This window comes from Pseudoalteromonas luteoviolacea (assembly GCF_001750165.1).
GTDB lineage: Bacteria > Pseudomonadota > Gammaproteobacteria > Enterobacterales > Alteromonadaceae > Pseudoalteromonas > Pseudoalteromonas luteoviolacea_G.
This window is the reverse complement of the sequence record NZ_CP015411.1, coordinates 4,563,021-4,580,872: the sequence shown is the minus strand read 5'-3', so window position 1 is coordinate 4,580,872 and position 17,852 is coordinate 4,563,021. Positions and strand designations below refer to the sequence as shown.

Genomic DNA, 17,852 nt, shown 5'->3' with positions numbered 1-17,852 from the left:
CCATTTCGTTGAGAAGTGACTTCCAACGAAGCAAAGAATTCGGGTTGAAGCGCATAATTTCGAACTGTTGTTTATCAAATTTGGTCTACAATAAAATCGATAAATTGCGTTTCCGTCCAAGACCGTAGGTGTAACCTAGTTACTTAATCTTCCTACGTAGACGGTGTGAATCCCAGCTAGATTTTTCCTAATCTTCTGGTTCTCGCCGTAAAAAGCAGCTCAGAGTCATTTGACTGTGAGTAAAGTAGAACTGGGGACTTGTTCCCATATTAACCAGGAGTAACACCCATGGCTTTAAATCTTCAAGACAAAAAAGCAATTGTTGCTGAAGTCAACGAAGCTGCCAAAGGTGCTCTATCTGCAGTAGTTGCAGATTCTCGTGGTGTAACAGTAGATGCTATCACTGCGCTTCGTAAAGAAGCTCGTGAAGCAGGCGTATGGATGAAAGTTGTCCGTAACACGCTTGCAAAACGCGCTGTTGAAGGTACTGATTATGAGTGCCTTAACGAATCGCTAGTAGGCCCAAGCCTAATCGCTTTCTCTTCAGAGCACCCAGGTGCTGCTGCTCGTATCTTTGCTGATTTCGCAAAGAAAAACGAGTTGTTCGAACTGAAAGCGGCTGCATTTGAAGGCAATGTTGTTGACGTAGATATGCTTGCTAAGCTACCTACTTACGACGAAGCTGTTGCACGCTTAATGAGCGCTATGAAAGAAGCGTCAGCTGGTAAATTGGTTAAAACAATTGAAGCTGTACGTGTTCAGAAAGCTGAAGAAGCTGCTTAATCGCACCTTTTACTCTTTCATCAATAAATTTTTTGAACCTCATGGGTTCGTGATTAATTAGGAAACTTAAAATGTCTGTAACTAAAGACCAAATCCTTGACGCGATTGCTGAAATGTCAGTAATGGAAGTTGTTGAACTAGTTGAAGCAATGGAAGAAAAATTCGGCGTAACTGCAGCTGCTGCTGTTGTTGCTGCTGGTCCAGCTGAAGCTGCTGAAGAGAAGACTGAGTTCGACGTAATCCTAGCTGGCGCTGGCGGTAACAAAGTTGCTGCTATCAAAGCTGTACGTGGTGCAACTGGTCTTGGCCTTAAAGAAGCAAAAGCTCTTGTTGAGTCTGCTCCTGCGCCAATCAAAGAAGCTGTTTCTAAAGAAGAAGCTGAAGCACTTAAGAAAGATCTTGAAGAAGCTGGTGCTGAAGTTGAGATCAAGTAATCTAGCATACGCTAGGTTCGCTGCCTGAGAAATCAGGCAAGGGCTGGTGATTTTTTAATCACCGGCCCTTTTGCGCTCTAGAGCGAAAGTATTACTATTGCGCAATAAAAACCTAAATTCTTCAAGTTTTTCAATAATTTAAACCTTTTGGGAAACTGTTGGGTTTAGGTAGACAATTTAGATGTTGTTATCATGGCTTAGATGCCAATGAATGCTGTTCTGCATGAACAGGTTGGGTCAAAGATCAGCAAGCTGAGGAACCCCATGGCTTACTCTTATTCTGAAAAGAAACGTATCCGTAAGGATTTTGGTAAACGTCCACAAGTTTTGGATATACCTTTCCTTTTGCAAACGCAGTTGGAATCGTTTAAAAAATTCATTACGCCGGACGCGGATGGCGATACTGGATTGGAAGCTGCATTCCGTTCTGTATTCCCTATCAAAAGCTACTCGGGCAATTCTGAACTTCAATACGTGAGTTACCGTATCGGAGAACCAGTATTCGATGTAAAAGAATGTCAAATTCGCGGCGTGACTTATTCTGCTCCACTTCGCGTTAAATTACGTCTTGTGTTAATGGACAAAGAAGCTCCAGGCACAGTCAAAGACATTAAAGAGCAAGAAGTTTACATGGGCGAGATCCCGCTCATGACAGACACAGGTACTTTCGTTATTAACGGTACCGAGCGTGTTATCGTTTCTCAGCTACACCGTTCACCTGGTGTATTCTTTGATAACGACCGCGGTAAATCACATTCATCGGGTAAAGTGCTTTATAACGCACGTGTTATCCCTTACCGTGGTTCATGGTTAGACTTTGAATTTGATGTTAAAGATAACCTTTTCGTTCGTATTGACCGTCGTCGTAAGCTACCGGCTTCAATCATTTTACGTGCACTAGAGTACACAACAGAGCAAATTCTTGATCTGTTCTTCGAAACGACAAGCTTCGAAGTAGTAAACGGTAAAGTGATGATGGAACTAGTACCATCTCGCCTACGTGGTGAAACTGCTGCATTTGATATTAAAGATGCAGACGGTGAGGTATTGGTTGAACAGAGCCGTCGTATCACAGCTCGTCACATCAAAAACATCGAGAAAAAAGGCATCACGCAACTTGAAGTGCCACATGAGTATATCATTGGTCGCGTAGTTGCTAAAAACTACATCGATGAGTCAACAGGTGAGATCATTGCTGAAGCGAACGCTGAATTATCGCTAGAGCTAATGGCTGAGCTTGTGAAAGCGGGTCACACTAAGATCGATACGCTTTACATCAATGAAGTAGACAGCGGTGCGTACATGTCTGAGACTGTTCGTATTGATTCTTCTTCAAACCGCCTAGAAGCATTGGTAGAAATTTACCGCATGATGCGCCCAGGCGAGCCACCAACGAAAGATGCTGCTGAAGCACTATTCGATAACCTATTCTTCTCTGAAGAGCGTTACGATCTATCAACGGTAGGTCGCATGAAGTTCAATAGCCGTGTTGGTTATGATTCAGATACAGGCCCAGGCACACTGTGTAAAGAAGACATCGTTTCTGTTATGAAAGTCCTTATCGACATTCGTAACGGTAAAGGTGAAGTGGATGATATCGACCACTTAGGTAACCGTCGTATTCGTTCTGTAGGTGAAATGGCTGAAAACCAATTCCGTGTTGGTCTAGTACGTGTAGAGCGTGCTGTACGTGAGCGTCTAAGTCTAGGTGATCTAGATAACGTGATGCCACAAGATCTGATCAATGCTAAGCCGATTTCTGCAGCTGTTAAAGAATTCTTTGGTTCTTCTCAGTTGTCACAGTTCATGGACCAAAACAACCCGCTTTCAGAAGTAACGCACAAGCGTCGTATTTCTGCATTAGGTCCGGGTGGTTTGACACGTGAGCGTGCAGGCTTCGAAGTTCGAGACGTACACGTAACGCACTACGGTCGTGTTTGTCCAATCGAAACGCCTGAAGGTCCAAACATCGGTCTAATCAACTCATTGTCAACATATGCTCGTACAAACGACTATGGTTTCCTAGAGACTCCATACCGTAAAGTTGTTGACGGTATCGTTACTGACGAGGTTGATTACCTATCTGCAATTGAAGAAGGTCAGTTCGTAATCGCACAGGCGAATACAAACTTGACTGAAGAAAATCAGTTTGCAGAAGAGCTAATTCCGTGTCGTCACAAAGGTGAATCAACCTTTATGCCGAGCGACAGCATCCAGTATATGGATGTATCTCCACAGCAGGTTATCTCTGTGGCAGCGGCACTTATCCCATTCCTTGAACACGATGATGCAAACCGTGCATTGATGGGATCGAACATGCAACGTCAAGCAGTACCAACACTACGCGCTGATAAGCCGTTAGTAGGTACAGGTATCGAGCGTACACTTGCAAAAGATTCAGGTGTAACAATCGTTGCTAAGCGTGGCGGTGTAGTTAAGTACGCTGATGCGAGCCGTATCGTTGTTAACGTTAATGAAGATGAGCGCGTTCCAGGTGAAGCGGGTATCGACATTTACAACTTAACTAAGTACACGCGCTCGAACCAAAACACATGTATCAACCAAAAACCAACTTGTATGGTTGGTGAGCCAGTAGTACGTGGTGACGTACTTGCTGATGGTCCTTCAACGGACTTAGGTGACTTGGCACTTGGTCAGAACTTACGTGTTGCGTTCATGCCTTGGAATGGTTACAACTTTGAGGATTCAATCCTACTTTCTGAGCGAGTTGTACAAGAAGATCGTCTAACTACGATCCACATCCAAGAGCTACAGTGTATCGCTCGTGATACGAAGCTTGGTCCAGAAGAGATCACAGCTGATATTCCTAACGTAGGTGAGTCTGCACTTGGCAAACTAGATGAGTCTGGTGTTGTTTACATCGGTGCTGAAGTGAAAGGCGGCGATATCCTAGTAGGTAAAGTAACACCGAAAGGCGAAACGCAGCTGACACCTGAAGAAAAGCTTCTACGTGCAATCTTCGGTGAAAAAGCGTCTGACGTTAAAGATAGTTCTTTACGTGTACCTAACTCTGTATCTGGTACTGTTATCGACGTTCAAGTATTCACACGTGATGGTGTTGAAAAAGACAAGCGTGCACTAGAAGTTGAAGAAATGCAGCTTCGTGAAGCGAAGAAAGACTTCAACGAAGAGTTCAAGATCCTTGAAGGCGGTATTTTAAACCGTGCGCGTAAGTTACTTGTTGAATCTGGTCAAAACGAAGATGCAATTGCACTTCTAGGTGCTGAAAAGCTACTAACTCAGAGCCTTGCAGATGAAGCACAACAAGCAGAACTTGAGCAACTTGCTGCACAGTACGATGAGCTTAAAGCTGAATACGACAAGAAGTTTGAGAACAAGCGTCGCAAGATCACACAAGGTGATGACTTAGCGCCGGGCGTACTTAAGATTGTTAAAGTTTACCTAGCTGTTAAACGTCGTATCCAACCAGGTGATAAGATGGCTGGTCGTCACGGTAACAAAGGTGTTATCTCGACAATCGTACCAGTAGAAGATATGCCTTACGATGAAAGAGGTCGTACGGTAGACATCGTTCTTAACCCACTAGGTGTACCATCTCGTATGAACATCGGTCAGATCCTTGAAACGCATATGGGTCTGGCGGCACGTGGTATCGGTGAGCGCATCGAAGACATGATGAAAGAGCAAGCGGAGCTTCATGAGCTACGTGATTTCATCAAGAAAGCGTATGAGCTTGGTGACTGCCGTCAAGAAGTAGACATTGCTAGCTTCTCTGATGACGAAGTTCGTCGTCTAGCTAACAACCTTAAAGGTGGTCTACCAATCGCGACGCCAGCATTCGATGGTGCTAAAGAGAGCGAAATCAAAGAGCTACTAGAGCTGGGTGGTTACCCGTCAAGTGGTCAGGTTACGCTTTATGATGGTCGTACTGGTGATGCGTTTGAGCGTCAAGTAACTGTTGGTTACATGTACATGCTGAAACTAAACCACTTAGTAGACGACAAGATGCACGCGCGTTCAACGGGTTCTTACAGCCTAGTTACTCAGCAGCCGCTGGGTGGTAAAGCACAGTTCGGTGGACAGCGTTTCGGTGAGATGGAGGTATGGGCATTAGAAGCATACGGTGCTGCCTATACACTACAGGAAATGTTGACAGTTAAGTCGGATGACGTAAACGGTCGTACTAAGATGTATAAGAACATCGTAGACGGTAACCACAAGATGGAACCGGGTATGCCTGAGTCATTCAACGTATTGTTGAAAGAAATCCGCTCGCTAGGTATCAACATCGAGTTGGAAGAAAGTTAATCCGACCGGCAGCTCTACAGAGCTGCCAATCCGGACTGTAACTGTAAAGAATGAAGGGGTGAGCAATGCTTGCCCTCAAGATTAACTCCGACAGGAGAGCTAAGGTGAAAGACTTACTTAAGTTTCTGAAGCAACAAAATAAGACCGAAGAATTCGATGCAATTCGCATTGGTCTTTCTTCGCCAGACATGGTTCGCTCATGGTCATACGGTGAAGTAAAGAAACCTGAGACAATCAACTACCGTACTTTCAAGCCTGAGCGTGACGGCTTATTCTGTGCCCGTATCTTCGGCCCAGTAAAAGATTACGAATGTTTGTGTGGTAAATACAAGCGATTAAAACACCGTGGTGTTATCTGTGAGAAGTGTGGCGTTGAAGTTACACTAACTAAAGTGCGTCGTGACCGCATGGGTCACATTGAGCTTGCAAGTCCAGTTGCGCATATTTGGTTCCTTAAATCACTACCGTCTCGTATCGGCTTAATGCTTGATATGACACTTCGTGACATCGAACGTGTACTTTACTTCGAATCTTTCGTAGTAACAGAGCCTGGTATGACAACGCTTGAGCGCGGTCAGCTATTAGGTGAAGAAGAGTACCTAGATGCACTTGAAGAGCACGGTGATGAGTTCGAAGCTAAGATGGGTGCAGAAGCTGTACTTGATCTACTTCGCGAACTAGACCTTGGTCAGCTAATCGCAGAAATGCGTGAAGAGTTACCTACAATTAACTCTGAGACTAAGCGTAAGAAAATTACTAAGCGTCTTAAGCTTATGGAATCGTTCCACCAATCAGGTAACAACCCTGAGTGGATGATCATGAGCGTGCTACCAGTACTTCCACCAGATCTACGTCCACTAGTACCACTAGATGGCGGTCGTTTTGCGACTTCAGATCTGAACGACCTATACCGTCGTGTTATCAACCGTAACAACCGTCTGAAGCGTCTACTAGACTTAGCTGCACCAGACATCATCGTACGTAACGAAAAGCGTATGTTACAAGAAGCGGTTGATGCATTACTTGATAACGGTCGTCGTGGTCGTGCGATCACGGGTTCTAACAAGCGTCCACTTAAGTCGCTTGCAGACATGATCAAAGGTAAGCAAGGTCGTTTCCGTCAAAACCTTCTTGGTAAGCGTGTTGACTACTCAGGCCGTTCTGTAATCACAGTTGGCCCAACGCTTAAACTTCACCAGTGTGGTCTTCCGAAGAAGATGGCACTAGAGCTATTTAAGCCATTCATCTACGGTAAGCTAGAGCGCCGTGGTATGGCGACTACCATCAAAGCTGCGAAGAAGATGGTAGAGCGTGAAGTACCAGAGGTTTGGGACGTACTTGATGAAGTGATCCGTGAACACCCAGTTCTATTGAACCGTGCTCCTACACTTCACAGACTTGGTATCCAAGCATTTGAACCGGTACTAATCGAAGGTAAAGCAATCCACCTACACCCATTGGTGTGTGCGGCGTATAACGCTGACTTCGATGGTGACCAAATGGCGGTACACGTACCGTTGACGTTAGAAGCACAGCTTGAAGCACGTGCACTAATGATGTCTACAAACAACATCCTTTCACCTGCAAGTGGTGAGCCTATCATCGTACCTTCACAGGACGTTGTATTAGGTCTTTACTACATGACGCGTGATCGCATCAATGCGAAAGGCGAAGGTATTGCGTTTAAAGACCCGAAAGAAGCTGAAAAAGCATACCGTACAGGTAGCGCAGAGCTTCACGCACGCGTTAAAGTTCGTCTAACAGAGACTATCGTTGACGAAGAGACTGGCGAGCGTTCGGAAAAAACTCATGTTGTTGATACAACAGTAGGTCGTGCGATCCTCTCATTGATCATGCCAAAAGGTCTACCGTTTGAGCTTATCAACAGAGCACTTGGTAAGAAGCAGATCTCTGGTCTTCTTAATGAGTGTTACCGTCGCCTAGGTCTGAAAGACACCGTTGTGTTTGCTGACCAAGTGATGTACACAGGTTTCCACTATGCGATGAAGTCAGGTGTATCTATCGGTATTAACGATATGGTAATTCCACCTACGAAGACTGAAATCATCGAGCGCGCTGAAGCTGAGGTTGCTGAAATCAACCAACAGTTCCAGTCTGGTCTTGTAACTGCTGGTGAGAAATACAACAAAGTTATCGATATCTGGTCACGTGTTAACGAAAACCTTTCACGTGAAATGATGGCGAACTTATCGAAAGACACGGTAGTGAATGCACAGGGTGAAGAAGAGCAACAAGACTCTTTCAACTCAGTATTCATGATGGCAGACTCGGGCGCACGTGGTAGTGCAGCTCAGATACGTCAGCTAGCAGGTATGCGTGGTCTAATGGCACGTCCAGATGGTTCAATCATCGAGACGCCAATCACAGCTAACTTCCGTGAAGGTCTAAACGTACTTCAGTACTTCATCTCGACGCACGGTGCACGTAAAGGTCTTGCCGATACCGCACTTAAGACAGCGAACTCGGGTTACCTAACTCGTCGTCTAGTAGATGTTGCACAAGATTTGGTTATCAACGAATCAGATTGTGGTACGTTAGAAGGTCTAGTAATGAAGCCGCTAATCGAAGGTGGTGACGTTGTAGAACCACTTCGCGAGCGTGTTCTAGGTCGTGTTGTTGCTGAAGACGTATGTAAGCCAGGTACTGACATCGTACTTGTTGAGCGTAACGTAATGCTTGATGAAAAACTGTGTGACCTTTTAGAAGAGCACTCAGTAGATGAAGTTAAAGTACGCTCTGTAATCACTTGTGAAAATGACTTTGGTGTTTGTGCATTCTGTTACGGTCGTGACCTTGCACGTGGCCACATCATCAACCCAGGTGAGGCAGTCGGTGTAATCGCTGCTCAGTCAATCGGTGAGCCAGGTACACAGCTTACGATGCGTACGTTCCACATTGGTGGTGCGGCATCAAGAGCATCTGCTGAAAACAGCGTACAAGTTAAAAACAACGGTAGCATGAAGTTACACAATGCAAAATATGTATTGAATACTGATGGCAAGATCGTTGTAACTTCACGTTCGACTGAAATCACAGTTATCGATGAGCAAGGTCGTGAGAAAGAGCGTTATAAAGTACCTTACGGTGCGGTTCTTTCTATACAAGATGGCGCTGAAGTTAAAGGTAATGATATTGTTGCTACGTGGGACCCGCATAGTCACCCAATCGTTATCGAGCACCAGTCAAAAGTATCGTTCAGCGATATCGATGACTCAAACACAGAAGCACAGACTGATGAGCTTACTGGTCTAACGCGTGTTGTTGTTAAAGACTTAGCTAAGGTGAATGCAAAAGAGCCTAAGTTAATCATTGAAAACGAAGAGCGTGGCCTACAAGAGATTCGTCTACCTTCATTCACCACGATTGAAATCACAGACGGCGCAACTGTTCAGCCGGGTGACGTATTAGCACGTATCCCGCAAGAAGGTTCGAAGACTCGTGATATCACCGGTGGTCTACCTCGAGTTGCTGACTTATTCGAAGCGCGTAAGCCAAAAGATCCTGCAATCCTTGCAGAGATCACAGGTACTGTGAGCTTCGGTAAAGAGACGAAAGGTAAGAAGCGTCTAGTGATCACGCCTGAGCAAGGTGATGCTTACGAAGAGATGATCCCGAAATGGCGTCAGCTTAACGTGTTCGAAGGTGAACAGGTTGCTAAAGGTGAAGTTATTGCCGATGGTCCTGAGTCTCCACATGACATCCTACGTCTACGTGGCGTGACTGATGTATCAAACTACATCACGAACGAAGTTCAGGAAGTATACCGTCTACAGGGTGTAAAGATTAACGATAAGCACATTGAGACGATCGTTCGTCAGATGCTGCGTAAGTGTATCATCATCGACGGTGGTGACACTGAGTTCCTAGCAGGCGAGCAAGCTGAAGTTGCACGCGTAAACATTGCTAACCGTGAACTTGAGAAGCAAGGTAAGATCCCAGCGAAGTTTGAAATTCAGCTAATGGGTATTACTAAAGCGTCACTAGCGACTGAGTCATTCATCTCAGCAGCATCGTTCCAGGAAACAACACGTGTCCTAACTGAAGCAGCTGTAAATGGTAAGAGCGACGAACTACGTGGTCTTAAAGAAAACGTAATCGTTGGTCGTTTGATCCCAGCAGGTACAGGTTTTGCGTATCACCAAGAGCGTATCAACCGTCGTAAAGAAAGCGAACTACCAGCTGAAGAGCAAACAGTAAGTGCAGAAGAAGCGTCACAAGCGCTAACAGACGCACTTAATGCTGACCTACTAGGTGGCAATAAGTAAGCTCTAAAGGCGACATAGCCGATATTTAAAAGGCCGCCCAATAGGGCGGCCTTTTTGATCTTGCGCACGAATAAGTGTGAAGCAAAGAATATAGGTGTCATCTTGATGTCTTATAAAACTGTCAATATCTAGCGTTTTGCACTGTTTCTGATTGAGGGATAGCTAACGAGATAATGGTCTGACACGGTTGAATCGTGGTTGTGCTATTTCATGTTATCGGTTTTTTGAGATTAGACACATTGTCAGTGAGTGGGCGTAAAAATCCACAAAATCGACGAAAAGTAGTGCTGTAAAATGGATTTTTATTGACAGGTTAATCTTTGCTCATTAAAATTCGGCCACCCATTTATTCGTTCCATTAAAATGGAAGGAAAATTTGGGTCGATTTTATTTTTTCAGTAGTAATTTTAACTAATCAGGAGCTATTTAATGGCAACTATTAACCAGCTAGTACGTAAGCCACGTCGCAGCAAGGTTACAAAGAGCAACTCTGCTGCTCTTAAAGCTTGTCCTCAAAAGCGTGGTGTATGTACTCGTGTATATACAACTACACCAAAGAAACCAAACTCTGCATTACGTAAAGTAGCGCGTGTTCGTCTTACGAACGGTTTCGAAGTAACTTCTTACATTGGCGGTGAAGGCCACAACCTTCAAGAGCACAGTGTAATCCTTATCCGTGGTGGTCGTGTTAAAGACTTATCAGGTGTGCGTTTCCACACTGTACGTGGTGCGCTTGACTGTGCGGGTGTTAACGATCGTAAACAAGGTCGTTCTAAGTACGGTGCAAAACGTCCTAAGGGCTAATGGTTCTCCGTTAGTAAGGCCAAGCACTTAAGTTTTAATATTGAATAATTTGTTTTGGGTATTCGTTGAAAAAAACGAACCTGAAGATATCGGAGAGATAAAATGCCTAGAAGACGCGTAATAGGTCAACGTAAAATTCTTCCAGATCCGAAGTTCGGATCAGAACTTCTTGCTAAATTCGTTAACGTAGTAATGTTAGACGGCAAGAAATCTACTGCTGAAAAAATCGTATACGGTGCGCTAGACGTGGCTGCTGAAAAATCAGGCAAGTCGCACCTAGAAATCTTTGAATCTGCACTTGAAAATGTACGCCCTGCGGTTGAGGTTAAGTCTCGTCGTGTTGGTGGTTCTACATACCAAGTACCAGTTGAAGTACGTCCAGTTCGTCGCAACGCATTAGGTATGCGTTGGTTAGTAGACTCTGCACGTAAGCGTGGCGAGAAATCAATGGGTCTTCGTCTTGCACAAGAGATCCTTGACGCTGCGGAAAACAAAGGCACTGCGGTTAAGAAACGTGAAGACGTTCACCGTATGGCTGAAGCGAACAAAGCATTCGCTCACTACCGTTGGTAATCTGCCCAAGACCTTTAAGAGGATATTATGGCACGTACTACTCCAATTGAGCGCTACCGTAACATCGGTATCTGTGCTCACGTAGATGCAGGTAAAACCACCACAACAGAACGTGTACTTTATTACACGGGCTTATCTCACAAAATTGGTGAGGTGCATGATGGTGCTGCAACTATGGACTGGATGGAGCAGGAGCAGGAGCGTGGTATTACCATCACTTCTGCTGCGACAACGTGTTTCTGGAAAGGTATGGATGCTCAGTTCCCTGAGCATCGCATCAATATCATTGATACTCCAGGACACGTAGACTTTACTATCGAAGTAGAACGCTCTTTGCGTGTACTTGATGGTGCAGTTGTTGTTCTTTGTGCTTCATCAGGCGTACAACCACAAACAGAAACTGTTTGGCGTCAAGCCAATAAATACGAAGTTCCTCGTATGATCTTCGTTAACAAGATGGACCGTACTGGTGCAGATTTCTTGGCAGTTGTGGATCAGGTGAAAGACCGCCTTGGTGCGACACCTGTGCCTATTCAGTTACCTATTGGTGCTGAAGATGAATTTAAAGGTGTTATTGATCTCATTAAAATGAAAGCCATTAACTGGAACGAAAGTGACCAGGGCATGACTTTCACTTATGAAGAGATCCCGGCAGAACTTCAGGATTTAGCTGAAGAGTGGCACTCTCACTTAGTTGAAAGTGCAGCTGAAGCGACTGAAGAACTAATGGACAAATATTTAGAAGAAGGTGAGTTGAGCGAAGAAGAGATTAAATCTGCGATTCGTCAACTAACATTGAGCAACGAAATTGTGCCAATGTCATGTGGTAGTGCATTCAAAAACAAAGGCGTTCAAGCTGTGCTTGATGCTGTGATTGAATTCATGCCTTCACCAACAGAGGTTAAAGAGATTCAGGGTATCCTTGAGGACGACTCTGAAGCTACTCGTCCAGCAAGTGACGACGCGCCGTTTGCGGCGTTGGCGTTCAAGATTGCGACAGACCCGTTTGTTGGTACATTGACTTTCTTCCGAGTTTATTCTGGTACAGTTGGTCAAGGTGACTCTGTCTATAACCCTGTTAAGGGCAAGAAAGAGCGTTTTGGTCGTATTGTTCAGATGCACTCAAATTCGCGCGAAGAAATTAAAGAAGTTCGCGCCGGTGATATTGCTGCTGCGATTGGACTTAAAGACGTTACCACTGGTGACACGCTTTGTTCTCAAGATTCAGTGATCACATTAGAGCGTATGGAATTTCCAGAGCCAGTGATCTCAGTAGCGGTAGAGCCGAAAACAGTCGCTGATCAGGAAAAAATGGGCATTGCGCTAGGTAAACTAGCAGCAGAAGACCCGTCTTTCCGTGTTGAAACTGACGAAGAGTCAGGTCAAACGATCATCTCTGGTATGGGTGAACTTCACCTAGATATCATTGTTGACCGTATGAAACGTGAATTCAACGTTGTATGTAACGTTGGTAAGCCACAAGTGGCATACAGAGAAACCATCCGTGGTTCTGTAGAAGCTGAAGGTAAGTTCGTACGTCAATCTGGTGGTCGTGGTCAATATGGTCACGTATGGCTGAAATTGGAACCAATGGACTTTTCTGATGAAGACGCACCAACTTACGAATTCGTTAATGAAATTGTAGGTGGTACGGTCCCTAAGGAATATATCCCAGCGGTTGATAAAGGTATTCAAGAGCAAATGAAACAAGGTGTGCTTGCGGGCTATCCTCTGTTAGGTGTGAAAGCGACGTTATTTGACGGTTCTTTCCACGACGTTGACTCAAATGAAATGGCCTTTAAGATCGCCGGTTCAATTGGCTTCAGAAATGGTGCTTTAGAAGCGCAACCAGTGCTTTTAGAACCTGTTATGAAAGTTGAAGTCACTACCCCTGAAGAAAACATGGGTGACGTAGTAGGCGACTTAAACCGTCGTCGCGGCATGATCGAAGGCATGGAAGATGCTTTTGGTGGTCTTAAGCTTGTCAATGCACAAGTACCACTGTCTGAAATGTTCGGTTATGCAACTGATTTACGTTCTGCAACGCAAGGTCGTGCTTCGTACTCAATGGAATTTTCCAAGTACGCAGAAGCGGCGAAAAACGTTGCCGACGCAATAATTGCAGCTCGCGCTGTTAAGTAATTTTAGTTCGGTCCGGTCTTAGGGCTGGACTTTAATTTCTTTATAGGAAATTTTAAAATGGCAAAAGAAAAGTTTGAACGCGTAAAACCGCACGTTAACGTTGGTACAATCGGCCACGTTGACCACGGTAAAACAACTCTAACAGCAGCAATCACTAACGTACTTGCAAAAGTATACGGTGGTGAAGCACGTGACTTCGCTCAAATCGATAACGCTCCAGAAGAGCGTGAGCGTGGTATCACAATCGCAACTTCACACGTAGAGTACGATACTCCAACTCGTCACTACGCACACGTTGACTGTCCTGGACACGCTGACTATGTTAAAAACATGATCACTGGTGCTGCTCAGATGGACGGCGCGATCCTAGTAGTTGCTGCAACTGATGGTCCTATGCCTCAGACTCGTGAGCACATCCTACTTTCACGTCAGGTTGGTGTACCTTACATCATCGTATTCATGAACAAATGTGACATGGTTGATGACGAAGAGCTAATCGAACTAGTAGAGATGGAAGTTCGTGAACTTCTTTCTGAGTACGATTTCCCAGGTGATGACCTACCACTAATCCAAGGTTCAGCGCTTAAAGCACTAGAAGGTGAGAAAGAGTGGGAAGACAAGATCGTTGAGCTTGCAGAAGCACTAGATTCTTACATCCCAGAGCCAGAGCGTGACATCGATAAGCCATTCATCATGCCTATCGAAGACGTATTCTCAATCCAGGGTCGTGGTACTGTTGTAACTGGCCGTGTTGAAGCTGGTATCATCAACGTGAACGACGAAGTTGAAATCGTAGGTGTTAAAGAAACTACGAAGACAACTTGTACGGGTGTTGAAATGTTCCGTAAGCTTCTAGACGAAGGTCGTGCTGGTGAGAACATCGGTGCACTTCTACGTGGTACTAAGCGTGATGAAGTTGAGCGTGGTCAAGTACTATCAGCTCCTGGTTCAATCCAGCCGCACACGAAGTTCACTTCAGAAGTATACGTACTTTCTAAAGATGAAGGTGGTCGTCATACTCCTTTCTTCAAAGGTTACCGTCCACAGTTCTACTTCCGTACAACTGACGTAACTGGTGACATCCAGCTACCAGATGGTGTAGAAATGGTAATGCCTGGTGACAACATCAAGATGACTGTAGAGCTAATCTGCCCAATCGCGATGGACGAAGGTCTACGTTTCGCTATCCGTGAAGGTGGCCGTACAGTTGGTGCTGGTGTTGTAGCATCAATCATCGAGTAATAGTTACACGTTAACTAATTCGATATACGAATATTAAAAAGCCGCTCAATAAGCGGCTTTTTTTATGTTTTTTAGAATATTCTACAGTCTTAGATCTGGTTAAAACGGCTCACTTCACCTTGCGCAAATTGAACGTACTTGCTTCGCTCGTTGTCGTTACATTTTACACGACGTCATCCTGAACTCGTTTCAGGATCCATGGCTTGCTTGTTTTATCTCAGTTATTTCGTTTATAAAGGAGTATTGGTTATTTTCAGTTAAAATGGCTTGTTTCACCTTGCGTAAAAAGAGCGGATTCACTTCGTTCACTATCGCTAGCCTTTAACACGACGTCATCCTGAACTCGTTTCAGGATCCATGCCTTGCTTGTTTTATCTCAGTTGTTTCGTTTATAGAGGTGTATTGTTTATCTTCGGTTAAAACGGCTCACTTCACCTTGCGCAAATTGAACGTACTTGCTTCGCTCGTTGTCGTTACATTTTACACGACGTCATCCTGAACTCGTTTCAGGATCTATGGCTTGCTTGTTTTATCTCAGTTATTTCGTTTATAAAGGAGTATTGGTTATTTTCAGTTAAAATGGCTTGTTTCGCCTTGCGCAAATTGAACGTACTTGCTTCGCTCGTTGTCGTTACATTTTACACGACGTCATCCTGAACTCGTTTCAGGATCTATGGCTTGCTTGTTTTATCTCAGTTATTTCGTTTATAAAGGAGTATTGGTTATTTTCAGTTAAAATGGCTTGTTTCGCCTTGCGTAAAAAGAGCGGATTCACTTCGTTCACTATCGCTAGCCTTTTACACGACGTCATCCTGAACTCGTTTCAGGATCTATGGCTTGCTTGTTTTATCTCAGTTGCTGCGTTTATGGAGGTGTATTGATTTTGTTCGGTTAAAACGGCTCATTTCACCTTGCGTAAAAAGTGCGGCTTCACTTCGCACACTTTCGCTAGCCTTTTACACCTCTCTTGCGCGAAAAGAATGTCAGCGCTTCTCGCTGTGTCATAAACCTTTCGCACTATACTCGCTTCGCACGCTGTCGTTAACAATTTTACTAAGTGATGTGAGTGAGAGTAATGTCATCCTGCAAACATATAACAAACATATAAAGGTCATTAATTACATAATAAGTAAACTATCTCTAAATAAAGTATTAATTGAGGATCTAATTTGATCTCAGATAAATTCTCTATATGATCTTTTCTTAATTATAGTATGTTAAATATACAAAAAAGGGTGGTTTTGTCTGTTTATTGTTCGAAGTGCGTGTTTTTATAAGTTTTTAATAAAAAACACTTGATCCAAATTTAGATCTCCCTATAATGCGCACCCACTGACACGGCGGGATGCGAGAGAAAACGCAAACCAAAGTAAAGGTTAAAGTTAAATTGAAAGATTAATTAAAAAATTAAATTTTCTAGTTGACTTTAAAAGTGAAGCGGTTAATATGGCGCTCCACTTCGCAGCAACGCTGCGGTAACTAACCAAGGGTTAGTTACACTGTTCTTTAAAAATATGAAGCAATCATCTGTGTGGGCACTCGTACAGATTGAGTTCTAACAGCTCTTGATTCAGGAGCAAAAGAATTAGAATCTCAATTTTACTGAGTGACTATAACAGTCAATTCGATTTATTTCTTTTATAAGAAATTATCAATCAGTATTCATTGAGTCAGGTACTTGGTACCAAAAAACTTTTAATTGAAGAGTTTGATCATGGCTCAGATTGAACGCTGGCGGCAGGCCTAACACATGCAAGTCGAGCGGTAACATTTCTAGCTTGCTAGAAGATGACGAGCGGCGGACGGGTGAGTAATGCTTGGGAACGTGCCGTAAGGTGGGGGACAACCATTGGAAACGATGGCTAATACCGCATAATGTCTACGGACCAAAGGGGGCTTCGGCTCTCGCCTTATGATCGGCCCAAGTGGGATTAGCTAGTTGGTAAGGTAATGGCTTACCAAGGCGACGATCCCTAGCTGGTTTGAGAGGATGATCAGCCACACTGGAACTGAGACACGGTCCAGACTCCTACGGGAGGCAGCAGTGGGGAATATTGCACAATGGGCGCAAGCCTGATGCAGCCATGCCGCGTGTGTGAAGAAGGCCTTCGGGTTGTAAAGCACTTTCAGTAAGGAGGAAAGGTTAGTAGTTAATACCTGCTAGCTGTGACGTTACTTACAGAAGAAGCACCGGCTAACTCCGTGCCAGCAGCCGCGGTAATACGGAGGGTGCGAGCGTTAATCGGAATTACTGGGCGTAAAGCGTACGCAGGCGGTTTGTTAAGCGAGATGTGAAAGCCCCGGGCTCAACCTGGGAACTGCATTTCGAACTGGCAAACTAGAGTGTGATAGAGGGTGGTAGAATTTCAGGTGTAGCGGTGAAATGCGTAGAGATCTGAAGGAATACCGATGGCGAAGGCAGCCACCTGGGTCAACACTGACGCTCATGTACGAAAGCGTGGGGAGCAAACAGGATTAGATACCCTGGTAGTCCACGCCGTAAACGATGTCTACTAGGAGCTGGGGTCTTCGGACAACTTTTCCAAAGCTAACGCATTAAGTAGACCGCCTGGGGAGTACGGCCGCAAGGTTAAAACTCAAATGAATTGACGGGGGCCCGCACAAGCGGTGGAGCATGTGGTTTAATTCGATGCAACGCGAAGAACCTTACCTACACTTGACATACAGAGAACTTACCAGAGATGGTTTGGTGCCTTCGGGAACTCTGATACAGGTGCTGCATGGCTGTCGTCAGCTCGTGTTGTGAGATGTTGGGTTAAGTCCCGCAACGAGCGCAACCCCTATCCTTAGTTGCCAGCGATTCGGTCGGGAACTCTAAGGAGACTGCCGGTGATAAACCGGAGGAAGGTGGGGACGACGTCAAGTCATCATGGCCCTTACGTGTAGGGCTACACACGTGCTACAATGGCAGATACAGAGTGCTGCGAACTTGCGAAAGTAAGCGAATCACTTAAAGTCTGTCGTAGTCCGGATTGGAGTCTGCAACTCGACTCCATGAAGTCGGAATCGCTAGTAATCGCGGATCAGAATGCCGCGGTGAATACGTTCCCGGGCCTTGTACACACCGCCCGTCACACCATGGGAGTGGGTTGCTCCAGAAGTAGGTAGCTTAACCTTCGGGGGGGCGCTTACCACGGAGTGATTCATGACTGGGGTGAAGTCGTAACAAGGTAGCCCTAGGGGAACCTGGGGCTGGATCACCTCCTTAACGATTTAGAACAGATTTGTTCGAAGTGTCCACACAGATGATTGTTAGTTAGCTTTTAAAGCTAATTAA

At 44.8% G+C, this 17,852-nt stretch carries 8 protein-coding genes and 1 rRNA gene; all 9 read left to right on the top strand.

Annotated features, from left to right (window positions below):
* Window positions 1-288 precede the first annotated feature (288 nt).
* The 9 genes from rplJ (at window position 289) to S4054249_RS19535 (ending at window position 17,783) form a co-directional block, all read left to right on the top strand.
* Window positions 289-783: a 50S ribosomal protein L10 gene (gene rplJ / locus S4054249_RS19575; RefSeq protein ID WP_023400586.1), complete on the top strand. Its 495-nt coding sequence runs from the start codon at window positions 289-291 to the stop codon at window positions 781-783.
* Window positions 784-854: 71 nt separating this feature from the next.
* Window positions 855-1,217, top strand: a complete 363-nt coding sequence (gene rplL / locus S4054249_RS19570; RefSeq protein WP_023400585.1) for a 50S ribosomal protein L7/L12 — start codon at window positions 855-857, stop codon at window positions 1,215-1,217.
* Window positions 1,218-1,481: 264 nt separating this feature from the next.
* The gene (gene rpoB / locus S4054249_RS19565; protein ID WP_046354623.1) at window positions 1,482-5,507 is read left to right on the top strand and encodes a DNA-directed RNA polymerase subunit beta; all 4,026 of its coding nucleotides are present in this window, start codon (window positions 1,482-1,484) and stop codon (window positions 5,505-5,507) included.
* A 104-nt stretch (window positions 5,508-5,611) separates the two neighbouring features.
* Window positions 5,612-9,793 carry a DNA-directed RNA polymerase subunit beta' gene (gene rpoC / locus S4054249_RS19560; RefSeq protein WP_046354624.1) on the top strand — a complete coding sequence of 1,394 codons (4,182 nt, stop codon included), beginning with the start codon at window positions 5,612-5,614 and terminating at the stop codon, window positions 9,791-9,793.
* Window positions 9,794-10,222: 429 nt separating this feature from the next.
* Window positions 10,223-10,597 (top strand): 30S ribosomal protein S12, encoded by a 375-nt coding sequence (gene rpsL, locus S4054249_RS19555; protein ID WP_069949149.1) that lies wholly within the window; start codon window positions 10,223-10,225, stop codon window positions 10,595-10,597.
* A 102-nt stretch (window positions 10,598-10,699) separates the two neighbouring features.
* The gene (gene rpsG / locus S4054249_RS19550; RefSeq protein ID WP_046354625.1) at window positions 10,700-11,170 is read left to right on the top strand and encodes a 30S ribosomal protein S7; all 471 of its coding nucleotides are present in this window, start codon (window positions 10,700-10,702) and stop codon (window positions 11,168-11,170) included.
* Between the two features lie 27 nt (window positions 11,171-11,197).
* Window positions 11,198-13,312 (top strand): elongation factor G, encoded by a 2,115-nt coding sequence (fusA, locus tag S4054249_RS19545; RefSeq protein ID WP_046354626.1) that lies wholly within the window; start codon window positions 11,198-11,200, stop codon window positions 13,310-13,312.
* Between the two features lie 57 nt (window positions 13,313-13,369).
* The gene (gene tuf / locus S4054249_RS19540; protein ID WP_069949079.1) at window positions 13,370-14,554 is read left to right on the top strand and encodes an elongation factor Tu; all 1,185 of its coding nucleotides are present in this window, start codon (window positions 13,370-13,372) and stop codon (window positions 14,552-14,554) included.
* 1,696 nt (window positions 14,555-16,250) lie between these two features.
* Window positions 16,251-17,783: ribosomal RNA gene (locus S4054249_RS19535) — 16S ribosomal RNA — on the top strand.
* Window positions 17,784-17,852: the final 69 nt, after the last annotated feature.